The sequence below is a fragment of the Thermodesulfobacteriota bacterium genome, assembly GCA_036397855.1.
Classification (GTDB): Bacteria; Desulfobacterota_D; UBA1144; order Nemesobacterales; family CSP1-2; genus DASWID01.
Genome location: DASWID010000101.1, coordinates 17,106 through 35,200 on the forward strand (window position 1 = coordinate 17,106; position 18,095 = coordinate 35,200).

General features: G+C 39.4%; 16 protein-coding genes, 2 tRNA genes and 1 pseudogene. 9 read left to right on the top strand and 10 right to left on the bottom strand.

Translation table 11 applies throughout. The features are described 5' to 3' along the window. Positions 1–208: 208 nt before the first annotated feature. Positions 209–793 carry a hypothetical protein gene (locus VGA95_07605; protein ID HEX9666411.1) on the bottom strand — a complete coding sequence of 195 codons (585 nt, stop codon included), beginning with the start codon at positions 791–793 and terminating at the stop codon, positions 209–211. A gap of 704 nt (positions 794–1,497) precedes the next feature. Here VGA95_07605 and VGA95_07610 point away from each other — a divergent pair. Then, positions 1,498–1,911, top strand: coding sequence for a hypothetical protein (locus tag VGA95_07610; GenBank protein HEX9666412.1), 414 nt, complete (start codon positions 1,498–1,500; stop codon positions 1,909–1,911). Positions 1,912–2,455: 544 nt separating this feature from the next. On the opposite strand, the gene VGA95_07615 is transcribed toward VGA95_07610, so the two are convergent. Together VGA95_07615 and VGA95_07620 are read right to left on the bottom strand one after the other, a co-directional pair. Then, positions 2,456–3,790 (bottom strand): SGNH/GDSL hydrolase family protein, encoded by a 1,335-nt coding sequence (locus tag VGA95_07615; GenBank protein ID HEX9666413.1) that lies wholly within the window; start codon positions 3,788–3,790, stop codon positions 2,456–2,458. Positions 3,791–4,084: 294 nt separating this feature from the next. Next, complete coding sequence (locus VGA95_07620; protein ID HEX9666414.1) at positions 4,085–4,543, bottom strand: hypothetical protein; 459 nt, start codon at positions 4,541–4,543, stop codon at positions 4,085–4,087. A 196-nt stretch (positions 4,544–4,739) separates the two neighbouring features. On the opposite strand from VGA95_07620, the pseudogene VGA95_07625 reads away from it, so the two are divergent. Continuing rightward, positions 4,740–5,042 (top strand): annotated as a pseudogene (locus VGA95_07625) (tyrosine-type recombinase/integrase). Between the two features lie 458 nt (positions 5,043–5,500). On the opposite strand, the gene VGA95_07630 reads toward VGA95_07625, so the two are convergent. Beyond that, positions 5,501–6,484: a nucleotidyl transferase AbiEii/AbiGii toxin family protein gene (locus VGA95_07630; GenBank protein HEX9666415.1), complete on the bottom strand. Its 984-nt coding sequence runs from the start codon at positions 6,482–6,484 to the stop codon at positions 5,501–5,503. After that, positions 6,481–7,089 carry a DUF6088 family protein gene (locus tag VGA95_07635; protein HEX9666416.1) on the bottom strand — a complete coding sequence of 203 codons (609 nt, stop codon included), beginning with the start codon at positions 7,087–7,089 and terminating at the stop codon, positions 6,481–6,483. Before VGA95_07635 ends, VGA95_07630 begins: the two co-directional genes overlap by 4 nt. A gap of 249 nt (positions 7,090–7,338) precedes the next feature. Here VGA95_07635 and VGA95_07640 point away from each other — a divergent pair, with 249 nt between their 5' ends. Further along, positions 7,339–8,223, top strand: coding sequence for a hypothetical protein (locus VGA95_07640; protein HEX9666417.1), 885 nt, complete (start codon positions 7,339–7,341; stop codon positions 8,221–8,223). Between the two features lie 237 nt (positions 8,224–8,460). Here VGA95_07640 and VGA95_07645 read toward each other — a convergent pair. From VGA95_07645 to VGA95_07655, 3 genes are all read right to left on the bottom strand, one after another. Next, a tRNA-Ala gene (locus VGA95_07645) sits at positions 8,461–8,537 on the bottom strand. A gap of 370 nt (positions 8,538–8,907) precedes the next feature. Beyond that, entirely contained in the window at positions 8,908–10,395 is a 1,488-nt protein-coding gene (locus VGA95_07650) for an AAA family ATPase (protein ID HEX9666418.1), read from the bottom strand. Between the two features lie 135 nt (positions 10,396–10,530). Then, positions 10,531–12,075, bottom strand: a complete 1,545-nt coding sequence (locus VGA95_07655) for a 2-isopropylmalate synthase (GenBank protein HEX9666419.1) — start codon at positions 12,073–12,075, stop codon at positions 10,531–10,533. 236 nt (positions 12,076–12,311) lie between these two features. Between VGA95_07655 and VGA95_07660 the strand changes: the two genes are divergently transcribed. Further along, entirely contained in the window at positions 12,312–12,941 is a 630-nt protein-coding gene (locus VGA95_07660) for a hypothetical protein (protein ID HEX9666420.1), read from the top strand. Positions 12,942–13,056: 115 nt separating this feature from the next. After that, positions 13,057–13,383, top strand: coding sequence for a Rieske 2Fe-2S domain-containing protein (locus VGA95_07665; protein ID HEX9666421.1), 327 nt, complete (start codon positions 13,057–13,059; stop codon positions 13,381–13,383). Positions 13,384–13,410: 27 nt separating this feature from the next. On the opposite strand, the gene VGA95_07670 is transcribed toward VGA95_07665, so the two are convergent. Further along, positions 13,411–14,169, bottom strand: a complete 759-nt coding sequence (locus VGA95_07670; GenBank protein HEX9666422.1) for a Nif3-like dinuclear metal center hexameric protein — start codon at positions 14,167–14,169, stop codon at positions 13,411–13,413. 65 nt (positions 14,170–14,234) lie between these two features. Continuing rightward, positions 14,235–14,308: transfer RNA gene (locus VGA95_07675), tRNA-Gln, on the bottom strand. Positions 14,309–14,449: 141 nt separating this feature from the next. Here VGA95_07675 and VGA95_07680 point away from each other — a divergent pair. The 4 genes from VGA95_07680 to VGA95_07695 all read left to right on the top strand — a co-directional run bounded on the left by VGA95_07680 (position 14,450) and on the right by VGA95_07695 (position 18,042). Next, positions 14,450–14,629 (top strand): hypothetical protein, encoded by a 180-nt coding sequence (locus tag VGA95_07680; GenBank protein HEX9666423.1) that lies wholly within the window; start codon positions 14,450–14,452, stop codon positions 14,627–14,629. A gap of 23 nt (positions 14,630–14,652) precedes the next feature. After that, positions 14,653–15,021: a preQ(1) synthase gene (gene queF / locus VGA95_07685; protein HEX9666424.1), complete on the top strand. Its 369-nt coding sequence runs from the start codon at positions 14,653–14,655 to the stop codon at positions 15,019–15,021. A 168-nt stretch (positions 15,022–15,189) separates the two neighbouring features. Further along, on the top strand, positions 15,190–16,002 hold the full coding sequence (locus VGA95_07690; GenBank protein HEX9666425.1) for an ABC transporter permease: 813 nt from the start codon (positions 15,190–15,192) through the stop codon (positions 16,000–16,002). Between the two features lie 3 nt (positions 16,003–16,005). Continuing rightward, positions 16,006–18,042 carry a tetratricopeptide repeat protein gene (locus VGA95_07695; protein ID HEX9666426.1) on the top strand — a complete coding sequence of 679 codons (2,037 nt, stop codon included), beginning with the start codon at positions 16,006–16,008 and terminating at the stop codon, positions 18,040–18,042. Positions 18,043–18,095: the final 53 nt, after the last annotated feature.

Genomic DNA, 18,095 nt, shown 5'->3' on the forward strand with positions numbered 1-18,095 from the left:
CACGGACGCAAGTTCTCCCGCAAGGGCAGGTGGGTACTTATCAAATAATAGTTAAAGACCGGTTTGGGAATTCAAGGGAAGCTACTATTCCTAAAGGACAGACTACCACAGTTAGTGAGGGTAGAGACGGGGAGCTTCGGATTAATATCCATATAATCATAATCTGTAGAATCCTTCAACATGTTCACTACGCAAAAAGTAATATTTGTTATTCATTCGCTTCTTCCCATGCTTTCCACAGTTCTTCTATATTTTGACTTCTAGCAAAGTCCTCTTTGTAGTGTTGAGGATTAATCTGCCAACTCATGAATCTATGGAATACAATACTAAGCTTTTCCTTTACCAAGTAAGGATCAAATCCCCAAAACATATCCCATGTTCCACCCAAGGGAAAAAAGATTTTGTAGAAAAGGACCTGCTTTGGTTCTAATCTATCATATGAAATCAACCCTGTCCGAACAAAGCCATAACCCATTCCGAAATTAAAGGCTAAATTTTCACTGTTAAGCCCAAGCCTTTTTGCTGCCATCATAGCAAGCACGGTAAATACATACAAGGCTTCGGATGTAGCATATCCATATTGGGAAAGCTTCTCATCCATCTTAATAATTTTTGACATAAGCCATTCATATTCTTCTCCAATAAGCCACTTAAAATCCTTCAGATCCTCGTAGTTAAACTCCCCTATATCACCGCACATCTCAAAGGAGCATCTCAAGTCCTCCCATTCTCTTGTGATTATCTGATAGGTTTTATTTAGTGAAATCGGTAAACTAAATGACATATTTCTCATTGTTTTCCCCTTCTAATTAATTAGTTTTCCCGTATCAAAGGCGTTAAGACGTGATCCATATAAATGGTGCACCTACGATAATTTAGTCACCCTCCACCTACCATTACTAAAGCGGGCAATTTTCATGCCAGTAGTTATAAATTTGATTGCGCAATAATTAAAGATAGTTATGACTGCAAGAAAACGAATTTATAACACAATGTGCAAGGATACACGGCTTCAGGTGTGAAAATTTCAACACCTTTAAACCATCAGATCAATTTATCAAATGAAACAAAAACTATCTTTGTAACTTGGAAGAGAGGTTAGATAAGATAGAAAATTCATTCGATAGCGGAGGCAGTGACACAAAAAGAATTGGGGCAGTTCCACAGATGACATGTTTACCAACTAACAAAGCAGAACAGACGATAATAGACGGTATCGACAGAATTGCGAAAGGCATCCAGAATTAATTGCTATAACCACGATTTCACCTATCAGACGGTGTAAGTTGAAGTGGCAATCTATCTATTCCGTAAAGACATAGTACCACTTTCCGCACTAAGTATGGCTATTAAGCCATAGAAGGCCTCAGTTAGCGGGCAATTTCTAGGGATTTTTGTAAGAGGATTTGGGGAACAGCCCGTTGATTTTTGACCCCTCTTAGTTCAAAATTTACTTACAAGGAAGTGATGAGAAGAAAGAAATAAAGTAAAGGCGTAATGAGAGATAATTTAACTAAAGCAATTGTTTCTGCTCTAACTTTAATCCTGATATTTGCTTTTGTAGTAAGTTGTGACGATGACGATGGGGAATGCAATTTTGACTTTGACGATATTTTAAACGGCTCTACGAGACCATCACAGACATCCGAGTGGGATTGCGTGGGAGATGGGGAGGTATTTTCTGTAGCTTTCTTTGAGGACGAAACAGGGTTTGACAGTGATTTGGGGCCATTTACATGGGAGAGGAGCGGTTGTAGGAGTCTAGTCTTCTTTTCAGGTTTTGGTGTGGGAGAAATATTTGACCTGCAAGGTTCAATTGATTCAGGCATTATCAGTTTTGCTCAGACTATAGATCGAGATTTTTTTGATGTTGCGTGTGAGTTGGATACAACTCCGGAAGATACAATCTGAGCCTTCTATAATAAATTCGAGCAATAATTAATAACCTATCTGTTAAGTTTGGAATAAAAGCATACCCTCATATTATTCGGATCCTGTCTGCAATGGCTGGTGGCGTCTTGACAAGGTTAGTGATTAATTGAGAATTTTGCCGAAATATTCTCATAGTTGTGAGATAAGTGGTTGGTAATCAAAAAGCTATCTGACATTATCTGTCAGGTGGAGTATTGGTAAGTACAATTTAGGTTTACGTCTAGAGAGTCAATTTGGGCTTGTTCGTCTTTGTGAGATTTTCGACGGAATCGTTTACGATGGGAACAGCCCCTAGAACTTGGACATATTTTGTTTGGTAACTCAGTGCTCCCCCCCCATTGTTTTCTTCCTTAATTTTTACTAAATTTCTTCTAACCTATCCTTAATGGGGAGCAGTATATGGGATACTTTTGACTGACGCTTATAGTTCGAGAGGAAATAGATTGTGCTCATCTTACGTTGCTACATGCTTCAATTAAGTTTATAAGGTCAACGAGTAGTTAGATATGTAACGATAATTAAATCAGTTGGCATACTGACCTCTAAACTGACCGGTGTCTATAAGCATGATATTCATGCCAAAAGAGGTATTCATGACCTTTATGAATTCGTTAGCTATTAATGCATATCCGGCATTATTTGGATGGACTCCATCAAGACTGAACGCAGTATTCACATTGTCGATCAGTACGAATTCTCCTGTAAAACCATCAACACCTTGGTTGTTAATCTTGAATAGTAAATCATTAGCATCAACTACCGGCACATTCAATTCGAATGCAATATTAGAGATTGATTCATTAAACTCAGCGACAGTATTTTGAATAGTTTCGTCCTCCGAAACTGTCAATGTAAACTCACCATTAAAGGGCATGCCGGAGGGAACTAAGCCATTATCTTGAATTTCAATAACTAACTGCTCGGCATCATCCATTGTAAATCCTAGGTCAATAAGTGCATTCGCATCTGGAATTCCAACCCCATTATTTTCATACGGCCTGCGGGATGAAAGTAATAGATGAACCACATCGCTCTCATCGGTCAGAATAGGAATAAATAGACCATCCCCGAAATCGATAGGCTGAAAATTCTGATCATACAATACCGGGACAGGGGTGTTAATTCCCAAGGCCGGAATGGTTGTGAAAATCCTATCGAAAAAGTTAATGAAAGGAATATCTACAACATCGGGAATATTAGCAACCACTATCGACGCGGATGTGTTGTTTCGTAATTTTGACAGTGAGTCTCTATACTCAGCATCGAACTCTTGTTCGGGTGTAATCCTATTCAGGTCACCCCCGTGTAATGCAGCACTTATAACATCATTACCTCCAATCCAAAACGAAATGATCTCAGGATCTAAATCGATAGCCTGATCTAGCTGTGAACCCATTCCTCGTAAAATTAAGAAACGCAGATCATCAATTCTTGCATCATCATCGATGTCAAAAAGGGCATCACCCGGAATTCCCAAGTTGTCGTATGGTCTTGGCAACAGCGGATTTATTGCCAAATCGAAAATATCTTCGAGCTGTAAATCGTCTTCTACGATTTCACCATTTCTAAACATCAGGGGTGTCTTTCCGGGATTTGCACCTATGCCCGGTCTACCAATCAAAGGCTGTTCGAAATCACCAACTCCAAGCTGCTGTGCAATGAAAAAAGGGAAGCTGTGCTGCTGAAAATCTATTACTAATCCATTTGATTGGACTCCCGTGGTAAGACTATCACCGACTGCAACGTATTTTCTTGGCCCAGAATCCACAATATCATTCACAACATCGTCGGTCTCGTCACAACCTGTAAATATCAGAAGATTGACTAAAATAATTAGGGTAAATAAGTTTTTAATCATCGGGTTCTCCTAAGATGGCTTGATGCTGTTTTAAAGTTGGTGATATTATTGTTTGAATTGAACTCACTGAGGTTTTTAAACGTACTTAGCATTATAAATGTTAAATTCATTACATTCCTTTCGGGATCGGGACTTATTTGATTATCGTGACACAAAAGGGATAAGGATTCAATAGGAAAAATAATGTAATCCTTTTAGGGCGAAAATGTATGAAAGTATCCGTCGGTTTTATAAAGGTGGGTTGGGGATTTTGTACTGCTACCCTTTTGTCAAGCCTCCAAGTTAGGCTAACCTCTAGGGAGTCAATTTGGGCTTTTTTGTGTTAGTGAAACTACGTACGGAATTCTTCACTACGGGAACCGCCCCTAGAACTTGGACGTATTTTGTTTGGTAACTCATTGCTCCCATGCCAAGAGGCATTCCACTTTTGAGATAGGTTTCCTTACTGCGAGGAGGGATTGTGATGGGAAGGACACCAGTTGTACTGCTTACTTGTTCGCCAGCATTGCCATATGAAGTGGAGTAATAGTTGAGTTTTATTTCAATATCTTTATAAGGTATATCAGCTGTGTTCTCAATCGTAACGTTACTAATCATCGCTACCCTCAACGCTGCAAAGTAAGACCAGTCAGTAACTTTGATGTACCACTCTGGATGCTGAATCATTGAAATGGTGGGGTCCGATTCTTGAGCTTTGGCAAGCGTAGAAAATAGAATCAATAAGATGAAGAGTTTTGTGGCTATATGGTTCAACTTTGGGTTCTCAGGTCTGTAGGTATTAATTCCTACTATTATACACTAGCCTAGACTCCATCTTTAATCCTTGCGACTTCATTTTTTAACTCTATGAGATTTTTGTGTTGTGTAGTATCTTGTTTGTACTAGGTTCTTAATGGGGAGCAGTACAATCTAGCGGTACCTTTAGCTAAGATTAGAAAGTGGTGGTAGCGAATATGTCTTTTTAAATTCCAATGGTAACCCTTACGTGAGACATGATTCGTTAAGCAGAGCTTTTCACGGAGCTTGTGAGAGGTCTAATATCAAAGGCTTGAGATTCCATGACCTAAGGCATACTTGTGCAACAAGATTAGTAGAAGCTGGGGTTCCACTTCATACTGTTTCGAAACTACTAGGTCATTCTACAATTAGGATGACCGAAAGATATAGCCAACCCGAAGAAAGTTTGAAGGGAGCAGTCGAAATTCTGGAAAAACTAGAAACTCGCTTTAGCCAATCGAAAAGAATTATTTGAAATAATCGATAGAAGTACTGCTTTCAAAATCAGACCTATATATTTGCATAAACGCTTGCGATGAATGGAGTTGATCTGATAGCAGTTCAGGAACTCTTAGGACAAAAATCTATAGTTATAAAAAAGCATTATTCACGCTCAATACCGGCGTATAAGAGAAGGGCCGTTGAATCAATTGCTTTAACAAAAAAAGTGCGGAATAAGACAAATGGCAAGAATCCGTAGACATGTTTGTTAAGCATTATTAGTCAACTTAAGATGCGGACTTACCCGTGTTTCGCTCCAAAGCCAGAGGTTGCGGGTACGAATCCTGCCTCGCCCGCTTTATTTATTCTTATGATTTAGGAAAGTTATAGATTATTAGGGGAGGTTTTATTAACGGAAAAATAATTAAGGCGTCCGTATACGTGTCTAAGAGACGTGCTCCAACGAATACTATATAGACATCCAATTAATTTTTATTTCAATTCATTCAGTTTTTTTTGGAACGCTCTTAATTTATCGATAATATGATCGAACGTGGGATATGCACCGAAAATCATTTCCTCCATCGCTTCGTAATCTTCCATCAATGACTTAAGCCTTGATTCGTCGGGTATTAGCTTTATTGTTCTAGGGGTTGCCAGATCATATTTTGCCCAATTACTGTAATAAAAACGTTTTTTAAAATTCACAACATCATCCAACAACTTCAAATTCTTTAATCCCTTCATCTCAATATCTGTATCCAACATTTTATAAACATCATAATAATGCCTCGAATAACGAGCTGGATGTGACTTTCCAGCTGGCCTGTGTGCCTCAACATGCAGTATTGTTACTTTCTCCCAAAATGTTCTTTCAGGAACGATAGAAACGACGTTAGCAAACGAATTTTCAAATTTTTCTGGAAATACCTCTGCTGCATAAGGCCGTATCGAGTATTTAGAGCACGGAACCATTGAACTGATGGGCCCAATTTCTAATCGTATTTCTGGCCGCAAGTATGTACCAGAAAAAAGTTTGGGATATTGGATAATAACTGTTTGCCCATCGTATGAATCCACTCTTGCGTCGCACGGCGGTTGCATTAAACCATTCAAAATGGGCAACAAGTCTCTGCCGATATAGTCCTCCGCTAATTTGTTTAATTTCTTGTTGAAAATATCTTGTTGTGTGTTGCTTCGGCCTTCGTATGGATCCTCATCGGTCAACACCGACCAATCTAATACCAAATCTATATCTTCTGAAAAACGATCAATTACTTGGAAGCACTTTGAGAGAGTTGTTCCACCTTTAAACCTAAACAACTCTTTTAGGTCGTCATCCTCGAAGAGCTTCATTAATGCCCAGCAGATCCAAAAGTCTTTTTCTATCGCTGCTCCTTGCATCCCTTTACGTGCAGCTGTTTCAAGAAAAAGTTCTTCACGCTCGTTTTTGTTAAAAGTAGCTACTTTCTTCATTCCTTATTTTTAAATATAGCTTTAATAATTTCATAGACCCAGCTTGTTGTGTATTTTGTATCTTTCAAAATACGCCCGTGTTTTTCGGAACGAAAATAATTGAATATGGTTTGCCTTTGTTGTTTGGTCAGTGTTTTATTACCTAATGCTTTAATCGCTTGAACCACTAATTCACTCTCTGGGTATTTCAGACCTATATCTTTTAAGGTTGTTTTCTTAAATTCCAGTTCAATATTGCCAATCTGATACACCTTACTCTTACCATCAGTGTAGTAAAGATATTTAGTAGGAACCTGTGTTGATAGACCTAACACGTTCAACGCCGCATTACCTGAAATCTGAATTTTCCATCCAAATTTCCGGGCGAAAACCTGTGCCACTTGATCAACGTCTGGGCTTAAATCTTGCTCTAATAATTTGCTGTATTTTGGGTAATCGTATATACCACGTATAACCCTGCGAATGTGACCTTTATCTAATAAGCGACTCAAAACCTTATCAATGGTATTTGCATTCCCCAAATCGGCAAAATCATTTTTGAAAAACGCCCAACCCCTACCATTGCCATAAATCCTGCTTATTACTTTATTTTCAATGGATTGCATAATTTTAAGCTTATTATTCTGTCAGAAAAAAGATACCATTTTTCTGACAGGAAACAAGTATTTCCTGATCATGCACTGAGTGTTTTAACTGATGGGATTGAGGTTGTGAGTTGAATTAGAGACAGAGTTGTGTATATATACCTAACTCTGTCTCTAATCTCGCGGAGTGATGAATTATGTTACAATAGTGTGTTGTATGATGGTTTGTATATATACCTTACCATCATACAACACACTATTGTAAAGAAAATGAAGCGAACTCAAAAAGATTGGGCTTCCGAGTTTCGAATTTACCTACGGGAAATTCCGCCAAAGGTATTTAGCTGCGTAGAGCTCGAACCCCTTTTTGATAATCTTAGGAGACGAAAGATCCTTCCCTCTCGACTTAGCTATAATAAATTTCTAGCTGAAGTAATAAGTAGAAATATGATTAATAAAACCAACATAAGATATGTGGGCAAAGCAAATTCGAGAAGAAAAGAGTTTATCCGCTACACCTATAAGTCACCCTCATCATTCTCTATTGCATTATCACTACGTTCGAGGAGTTATCTATCTCATATCAGTGCATTGTTTTTGCATGGTCTGACTGAGCAGCCCCCCGAGACAATAATTGTAAACAAGGAACAGTCTGCAAAGAACAGTTCAAACGAATTAACCCAAGCGGGTATAGACCGAGCATTCAAAAAAGCCGCTCGTCAATCTAATTATATCTGGGCGTGGAAAGATTCGCGTTTTATACTTTTGAATGGAAAACAAACTGGGGATTTTGGAGTCATCAATATAAAAATTGACACTGGAGAGCATCTTCGAGCTACAAACCTCGAGAGAACATTGGTAGACATTGTCGTAAGACCTAGCTACTCCGGAGGGGTAATTGAGATAGTAGAAGCTTATCGACGTGCTCGAAAAGTCCTTTCCACAAAGAAAATTGTTCAAATTTTAAAGCGACTAGACTATGCATACCCATATCATCAGTCTATAGGATTCGTGATGGAACGTGCAGGTTTCGAGAAACAACAGTTAGATCTACTTAGGAATGAAGGTATCAACTTTGACTTTTATCTTGACTATCAGATCAGAAATAAGGCCTACGACGATACTTGGAGATTATATTTCCCAAAGGGGCTTTGATTTATTAAGCTCGAAACGCAGCAAAGAACTTTTAATTAATTTCGATCATTGTGAGTTTTTTATTTATTTCGAAATAAGTTGGTATCTAGTTTTTGTATTGCATTTTTCTTAGCTTCTTGCTTTGTGAGGCTCAGATATTTATCTTGAAAACTATAATAACTCAAGAAAGTTTGTAGCCAAATCTGTAGCCCATTGAAATTGATGAGGAGGCGATAGGACGTAACCCCCTGATTTTATTGGTGGAGATGAGGGGATTCGAACCCCCGACCTCCGCCTTGCGAAGGCGGCGCTCTCCCAAACTGAGCTACATCCCCACTTTTTATACCAAAATCATTCGGTTTTTGTATAAATTAGATATAACTAACTTGAAATTTTATCCAAAATTGCTAAAAAATACTAACCGAAAGTAAATTAATTAAAGAAATTAAAAAACTACTTGACAACTTAAGTAAATTGCTTTATATTAATATTCAGACTTAATTTGAAAACTTAAATCATCCTCCATCCTCCTTTAAGATAGTGGGAATGTTTCTAAACCCTTTAGGTCATTCCCACTTTTCTTTTTAATACCACTGATTATCTTTGATAAAGTATTTATATCGTAATTATCGACGAGAAAACATCTGAGATTGATTCATATCACCATGTTCCCAGTGAAATGATTTCGCCCTTCTTTGTAAAAGCTCACTTTGATGCTGCTACTGCTCGATCTGATGCCCATCTCTCTAATCTGGAAATCTCTTCACGCATGGTTGTAGAGAGTGGAACTATAGAAGATGCTGCGATTATGAGTTCTCTCTCATCCAATTCCTTTTGTTTTGAATAGGCTTCAAAAAGGGCAGAGACCACAACCTGTTCAATCTCTGAACCGGAAAGTCCTTCAGTGTTCTTGGCAAGGGAATCTATATCGAAAGAGTCGGGATCCTTATGGCGGTTGACAAGATGAATTCGGAATATCTCTTTTCGTGCTTTTTTTGATGGTAGGGATACGAAGAAGATCTCATCAAACCTGCCCTTTCTCAAGATCTCTGGCGGTAGCAAGTCGATTTGATTTGCAGTGGCAGCTATAAATACGGGGTATTTCTTTTCCTGCATCCAGGTAAGGAAAGAGCCGAATATCCTCGATGCGGGACTATCGCTTGTCTTTTCTCCGCTTCTTGTGATCCCGGCCTCAATCTCGTCTATCCATAGCACACAGGGAGAAATTGTCTCAACGGTCTTTATTGTGTTTCGAAAGGCTTCTTCGGGTGTTCCAAATATGCCGCTATAAAGTTGATTTAGATCGAGCCTCAATAGCGGTAAATTCCAAACAGAAGCGACAGCCTTAGCACATAAGCTCTTACCACAACCGCTAATTCCCATTATCAGTAATCCCTTTGGCATGTCAAGGCCGTATTGCCTGGCATCGGGGGCAAATGCTAATGCCCTGGTTTTTAGCCATTCCTTAAGATTTTCAAGTCCGCCAATGTCATCCAAGCCTACTCTACCTCTGATGTATTCCAGTGTTCCGATTCTATTTATTAAGAGAGCCTTCTCATCCATGAGGGATGTAACAATCTCTTCTTCACTTCTTTCTTCTCCATCCAGCAGAATCCTCTTTAGAGCAAATTTCATTTCGGAAGATGCAAGACCCTGCAAAGCGTGAACGCATTTTTCCCTGAACTCGGGGGTATAGTGATTTTGATGGCTTTTATCTTTAAGTGGACTTGTCACTTCGTCAAATATTATCCTGGCATCATCTGAATCTGGAAGTCCAATTTCGAATATGGTCATTTCCCTTTCTAGTTCAGCGGGAAGGACTACAGAGGGTGAGACGATGAATAGGGTTTTAGAGCTACTTTTCAAGGTTTGGTGCAGGTCTTTCAATTCTCTTATTATCTTTGGGTCCTTAAGAAAAAAGTGAAGGTCTTTAAAAAGAAAGAATCCCTTTTCATTGGTCTCTTGAACTTTTTTCAAAGCACTCAAGGCGTCGTTGATTCCTTCTGATTCTCCATTCTCGCCACTAAACCCGTTGGTACAGGACCAGGAGTATACATTGTAATCATCACGGAACGACTCCTTCGAAAGCAGTCTCAGCGACTCCTCGACACGTTCTTCTTCCCAACTAACAAGGTAGATAAGTGGATATTCAGCCCTTATAAAACTTGCTATTTTTTCAGATGGAAATGCCATAGCTTTGTTTAATCCGAATTCAATTTACCTGTTTTACTTGTTTCAATAGCTCAACTGTCAATCGAAAAAATCCTATATATAAGAAAGTTATGCTATGCCTCTTGTCCAAACAAGTTATGGTACAATTTCAAGAGGCTAAAGTCCAGTTGTTGTTGCTTTTTTAGGGTGATCCTTTCTCCATCTGAGCTTATTGAGAGCATTTATATAAGCCTTTGCGCTAGCAACCACAATGTCAGTACTCGAACCTTGACCCTGAGAGAAAATTCCATCCTCCTCGATTCTTACGGTAACTTCGCCTTGCGCGTCTGTACCGCCAGTAATTGAAGCTACCATGTAGTGTTCAAGATTGGGATTCATACCAGTTGCCTTGGAAATGGCCTTATAAGCCGCATCTACTGGACCTCCACCACTCTCGGATACTGTTACCTCCTCTCCTTCTACATCGAGCTTAACGGTTGCGACTGGATTCATATCGGTCCCACCTGAAAAATTAGCAGTGATGAGCTTATAGTAATCCGAAGAACGGACAAATTCCTCACTGATAAGTGCCTCAATATCCTCGTCAAAAACAAACTTCTTCTTGTCTGCGAGGTCTTTAAACTTTTTAAATGCAGTGAGAAAATCCTTTTCGCTTAGAAAATAGCCATACTCTTCGAGCCTTTTTCTGAATGCATGTCTGCCCGAGTGCTTTCCAAGGATTATTTTATTTGAGGGAATACCAATTTCCTCGGCCTTCATGATTTCATAAGTAATTCTTTCCTTTAGGACCCCGTCTTGATGTATCCCTGCTTCATGTGCAAAAGCATTGGCTCCCACTATCGCTTTATTTGGCGGAACACTTACCCCTGTGACCTGTGATACTATTCTGCTTGTTGGGTAGATCTGTTCCGTGACAATTCTGGTCTTATAGGGATGCCTGTCACTTCGTACCTTAAGCGCCATAACGATTTCTTCAAGCGATGCATTTCCTGCCCGTTCGCCAAGCCCATTAATCGTGCATTCGACCTGCCTCGCACCTTCCTTAATTGCCGCAATTGAGTTTGCGACAGCCAGTCCCAGATCGTCGTGGCAATGGACGCTCAATGTTACCTTGTCGAGGCCAGGAACCTTCTCTTTCAATGTTCTTATTATATGTGAGAACTCCTCTGGAACTGTATATCCGACCGTATCTGGGATATTAATAGTCGTAGCACCGGCTCTTATGGCTATATCCACGGACCGGCAAAGGTAATCGAGCTCCGTTCTAGTGGCATCTTCGGTTGAGAATTCAACGTTGTCCGTATATCGCTTAGCGTGCTTAACGGCGGCACTGATTATTTCCAGAACCTCTTCCTTGTCTTTTCTGAGTTTGTGCTTGAGATGAATATCGGAGGTCGCGATAAAGGTATGAATCCGCGGATATTCGGCTCCTTTTATTGCTTCCCAACCTCTATCAATATCATTAAAATTGGCCCTACAGAGGCCCGCAATTTCACAGCCCCTGATTTTATCGGCAATAAGCTTTACTGATTGAAAATCACCCTCCGACGAGATGGGGAATCCCGCTTCGATAATGTCTACCCCAAGTTTTTCTAATTGGTAAGCAACCCTGAGTTTTTCCTCTACGGTCATTCCACATCCAGGGGCTTGCTCTCCGTCTCTAAGTGTAGTATCAAATATTTTAACTATATCACTACTCATTTAATTCACCCCAGTTCAATAAAACAACCCAAATTATTGTAAGACCTGAAGCATATTTTGTCAATTGCTTCGAGAAGTTGTTTGTGATTGGATTCACAGTTATAGAACGGTGGTTTGGATGTAAGTAACGGAAAAATAGGATTTTTGAAAAAGTGTCGGTTATTAGTTTATACTTCTTTTGGAAGAATAGCTATACTATTTGGTTGAATCATGTTATCAAAAAATAAATCGCTTATATGAAAGAAATCTATCCAGGCATTTATACATGGTCTTGGTTATCTCCAAAGCATGGATATAACTTCAATGGTTATGCGTTAAAGGGAGAGAATGGTTTGGTAGTCATTGATCCTGCGTTTTTGAGCGAGGAGGAACTCGACGATATTCTCGAGCTTGGAACACCGAAATACATTATCTTAACAAACAAGGATCATGAGAGGATGGCCTATGAATTCAGAGATAGAAATGCGGCAAAGATTTGTATCAACGAAATGGATTCTACATTTCTTAAATCCTCTCCTGATCAGACATTTCGCGATAGAGATACTTTGCCTGGGGATCTTATGGTAATAAACATTCCTAATAATAAATCCCCGGGAGAATCAGCACTTCTTCTTTCTAGAGGGAAAGGGGTTCTTTTTATTGGGGATGCGATCATTGGCTGGCCAAAAGGGGAATTTTCGATGCTTCCAAAGGAAAAGTATAAAGATTCACAGATGGCAAAGGAGTCGATACGCATATTGCTTGATTATGACTATGATACCGTTCTTGTGGGAGACGGGGAATCTGTCTTAGAAGATGGCAAGGGTGCTATCATGAGGTTTCTGAGTCGTGAGGGGAATATACATCTGACATTACCTGTTCAATAGAATATGAATTCGCTTATGACCTTATCTTTATTATTCTTTTTAAACACACGTCATTTGAGTGTCTGGCTAATTGTAGATACCTAATATTGAATTATTAATTTAGGTGGATCCGAAAATGGGAAGGCCCGGTTATGTAAAGGTAGCAACGGTTGACGAACTCCCCTCTGGATGCGGGAAACTCGTCATGGGCCCATTGGAAAAGCCGATTGCACTGTTCAATGTTAACGGAGATTTTTTTGCCATTAACTATATATGTCCCCACATGGGGGGACCTCTCGGAGAAGGAAAATTGAACGGTTATGTTGTATCATGCCCCTGGCACGGTTGGACATTCGATGTCAGGACTGGCTTACCCGACCACCCAGGAGGCCATTCTGTTTCGGCCTACAATGTTAAGATTGAAGGTAATGATGTCTTTATCGGGTGGTTAAAGAAGGTATAAGATTGAGGAAATAAATTACAAAAAGCTCTAGAGCCCTGTCGGCAAATCTATAAACATGCAGTGGATTCTAAATTTCCGCTTAACAACTTCTGCCAGGGCCTTTAATCCTAAGGTCTCTGTGGCGTGGTGGCCTGCAAAGATTACGTTCATTTTAGAATCCTGTGCCGTATAATAGACTTCGATTGCATCGCCAGTAATATATAGATCGACACCTGAATTCAATGCTTCGTAAAAACCTCCATATCCTCCACCGCCACTACAAACGGCAATAGTTTTGACTTTCTCCTTTCCAAACGGAAGCACAATACAATTTGTATTCAATTCGGTGTTTAGTTTCCGCCCGATTTGTTTCAATGAGACTGCTCTTTTAGTCATACCAATCCAACCGATATTTTTACCCCCATGTAACAAGAATTCACTGTTGATCGTTACTCCAAGCAATTTCAACAGCCGAGCATTGTTTCCGACTATCCTATGTCTGTCCAAAGGTAGGTGGCAGGCATATAGCGACATCTGGTGTTTATACAGAATATCTATCCTTTCTCTTGCCCAACCGGTTATTGAAGGGTTTTGTGTGTGCCAAAAATGTCCATGATGTACAACAATTAAATCGGCTTGTTTCTCTATGGCTATTTTAAATGTTTCTATGCTTGCATCAACCGCAAAGGCAATTTTCTTTACTTCTGATTTGCCCTCGAGTTGAAGCCCATTCCAGCATGTGTCTTTTATGTCATCTATTTTCAGATAGTTATTTAAGAACTCGACGATATTTGCTAACTTTGTCATTATTTAAAAATACTGATACTAACGAAATTTTTGCGAAAAATTGAAAAAATATTTATTAGTAAAAATGGCTGGGGGACTAGGATTCGAACCTAGACTTATGGGTCCAGAGCCCATCGTCCTGCCGTTAGACGATCCCCCAGTTGAAGGTCCTTAGTATTTATAAAATCATCATTTCAGTCAAGATCTAGTCTAGTGATCTATTCTATTGCATATTTGTATATAATACATAAAATAATTTTGTCTAGGCGTAAAATTCCCAAATAGGAGGATTTAATATCATATGCCTGCAAAAATTATCACTGTTAGGGCTAAAACTAAAGAGGAGCTCAAAAAGCAAGTCTCGAAGGAAATAAAGGAGGCGGCTAAGAAAGGACTTACCTATATTTCACAGGGCTATAGTGACAACAGGGTAAAAAAGATCAAGGGGGCTTATCAGATTGATCTTACGGTTCATTCATAGCATCTGATTCGTCAGATTAAATTATGGGCAGCGAAATACTTGAAACATTCAAAAACCAATATTCGGGAAGGGAGTATGAGATTGATATAACATGTCCCGAATTCACTTCGATATGCCCAAGGACGGGACAGCCTGACTTTGCTGTTATAAGAATCAAGTATGTACCTGACAAACTTTGTGTAGAGCTTAAGTCTCTTAAGCTCTATATACACTCTTACAGAAACGTGGGAGAGTTTCACGAGCATGTGACAAATAAGATACTCGATGATCTCGTGGGTGCCTGCAAACCTTTGAGAGCCGAAGTAATTGGTGACTTTAATGTGAGGGGTGGAATAAAAACGGTAGTAAGAGCAACGTACTCTAAGAGAAACAAAGGCAAAAAAAAGATCTAAATTAATGTCAATCGCATTCAATTCAATGGTTAGGAAATTTTTTTACCACGAGTCAAATTATCGATAACTAATGCTAGAAATCGAGTTATAGTCTATCTGGACTGGCCATTTTACGGCAACTGTTTTAATTTGTGTAGTGGAATTGAGTAATATAGTCTCTTGATCGTTATGTTATTAAAGGTACAGGTAATTACGACCGCTATAATTATAATCACCATTATAGGCGTAGCTGTAGCTGCTCCTTATATAACACCTTACGCGTATTATGATGCAGATTTTAATAACCTTTTAAAATCTCCCAGTGAAAAGCATCTCATGGGAACCGATGAAGAGGGGAGGGATCTTTTGAGCAGGGTCATTTACGGGGCGAGGGTTTCTATCTTTGTTGCTCTTGGGACTGCATTCGTTGCGTTTTTTATCGGTACGATCTATGGGGCTATTTCCGGTTACGTGGGGGGAAAGCTTGACGAGGTAATGATGAGGATAGTAGATGTATTCTATTCGCTTCCGGATCTCCTGCTTATTGTACTTATTACTTTGGTGATAGGAAGGGGGGTATTGGGTATTGTAATAGCTCTTGGACTTACCGCTTGGATGAGAGTTGCAAGAATTGTTAGGGGCACGGTCATGCAACTTAAGACAGTGGATTTTATAGAGTCGGCTCGAAGTCTCGGTGCATCTCCCTCGAGAATACTAACGGTTCATATCTTCCCGAATATATTGAGTCCACTAATTATTACGGTTACTTTTTCTGTTCCGTATGCCATATTGGCTGAATCTACATTAAGCTTCCTTGGGCTAGGGATTTCTCCACCGGAGTCGAGCTGGGGCACGCTCGCCAGCACTGGTTGGCAGGGAATCAGGACGTTTCCTCATCTCATTGTCTTCCCTAGTGTTGCTATTTTCATAACAGCATTTTCATTTAATCTTTTCGGTGAAGGGATAAGAGATATGCTAGATCCTAAAATTGGCAGGACATAAACTATGGAGAAATTGTTCTTAAAGATCGAAGAACTTATTAATTTTGAAATACATATCGCCTCGAAAACTCTCTTCTCCATTGTTTTGATTTTAATAACCTTAGTATTTTTTACCCAAACATCTCAAGCAGAAATAAATTGCACTTATTTGGCTAATCAACAGATGAGTAATAGTCCCAAGGAGAGATACAAAAGAGGATACTGCTTGATAAATTTAGGAAGATTTCAAGAGGGAATATCAGTGCTTGATGGTCTCGAAAATGAATTGTCACTCATATCCGATTACATTCTATATTATCAAGCCATTGGACAAAAGGGTTTAAGGAATTCGCAGGGCGCCGAGAAACTTCTTAATCAAATCATAAGTTCCTTTCCCTCGACGGGGGTCAGGGAAAGGGCTTTGACAGGTCTTGGAGATATCTACCTTGAGACCGGTAATTATGATAAAGCTGCGAATGTATTTAGTACCTTATACGATGAGGAGACGGATCGAGAGGATAAGGCCTTATTTTTAAGTAAATTGGGGAGCTCTTTGCAGAGTCAGGGTAAGTATATGGAAGCTACCAGTGTATATAAATCGCTGTGGGTAGAGTATCCGGATAGTATTTTTGAGGATGTCGCATACAACAATGCAATTTACATAGGTAGTACCCGGGGGATTCCATTTACAGTTAGTGAATCAGATTATCTAAAAAGGGCTGAGATATTGTTTGATAGCTCAATGTGGAGCTCTTCGCTTGAGGATTTTAATAAGGTTACAAAAACAAGCGATGTTAAGACTAAAATGGGAATTGCTATGTTTCATATTGGTAGGCTAAATGAAGCTTTGAATCTATTGGGGCAGATCGATTCGCCGGAATCCCTGTATTGGAGAGCAAAAATTAGGGCTAAGCAAGGTCGTGATGGAGAGGCATCTGAACTCTATAGGACAATTCATCTAACTTATCCGAGTAGTCCATTAGCTCCGGAGGGTCTATATAATGCTGCTAGGCTCTATCAGATAAACGACAACATAGATAAAGCTATAAATATATTTGATGAGCTTATAAGAAAATATCCTAATAGTGAGTTTGCCGAGGATGGTGCCTGGAATCTTGGATGGATATATTACAGCCAGGGAAAGTTAAATCAAGCGCTGTCTACCTTTTCCGCCTTCACAAATTCTTCGGTATCTTTCAATTCTACAAATAATAAATATTGGAAGGCTAAAGTTCTAGAAAAACAAGGGAAAAAAGCAGAAGCCTTTGCCATTTATGATGAGCTAGCAACGTCTCAAGCCCCTTCTTATCATTCTTACCTTGCACAAATTAAGACGGGACAAAAACCCAGCTTACGAAGTTTCGCCCCAGAGGCTTATGCTCAATCGGACAATAGTGATTCGAAGAGACTTAAGGTCGATTTATTAGCTGAGCTGGAAATGTTTGACGACGCTTCGTTAGAAATAGACGGAATACTCAAGCAATCGAATACCGATAAAGACCTTATCCAGGTGAGTCTTCTTTATGCCAGAGTTAACGATTTTTATAACTCTGTTAAAGTAGCTGAGGGCTTAAATTCACCCTTTGCGATTAGCCTTTCCTATCCGCGGGCGTATAGCGAGATTGTAAAGGCCTATGCAAAAAAATATAATGTGGATGAATACATAGTCTATTCAATAATGAGGGAGGAGAGCAGATTTCAAAAGGATGTTCGATCTCCTGCCAACGCGATCGGATTGATGCAGCTGCTTCCAGCAACGGCGAGCTTAACTGCGAGGGAAGTTGGTTTGAATGGTTTTAATACAGAGATGCTGAATATCCCCAGGGTAAATATTGAATTGGGTATTTATTATTTTAAGAAGGTGTTGAGCATGTTTAATGGCGATATTCATCTGGCCCTTGCTAGTTATAATGCAGGGCCTAATAGGGCTGAAGATTGGCTAATCACGTTTCCAAATCTTCCAAAAGATGAGTTTGTCGAGGAAATTCCCTTCAGGGAGACTAGAAACTATATAAGAAGGATTTTAAGGAGCTATGGGGCATATAAGGCAATTTATGATTAAAAACTCTTGCCAACTCATTAGCCACAGAGATGAAAGATAAATTCCAAATCTTA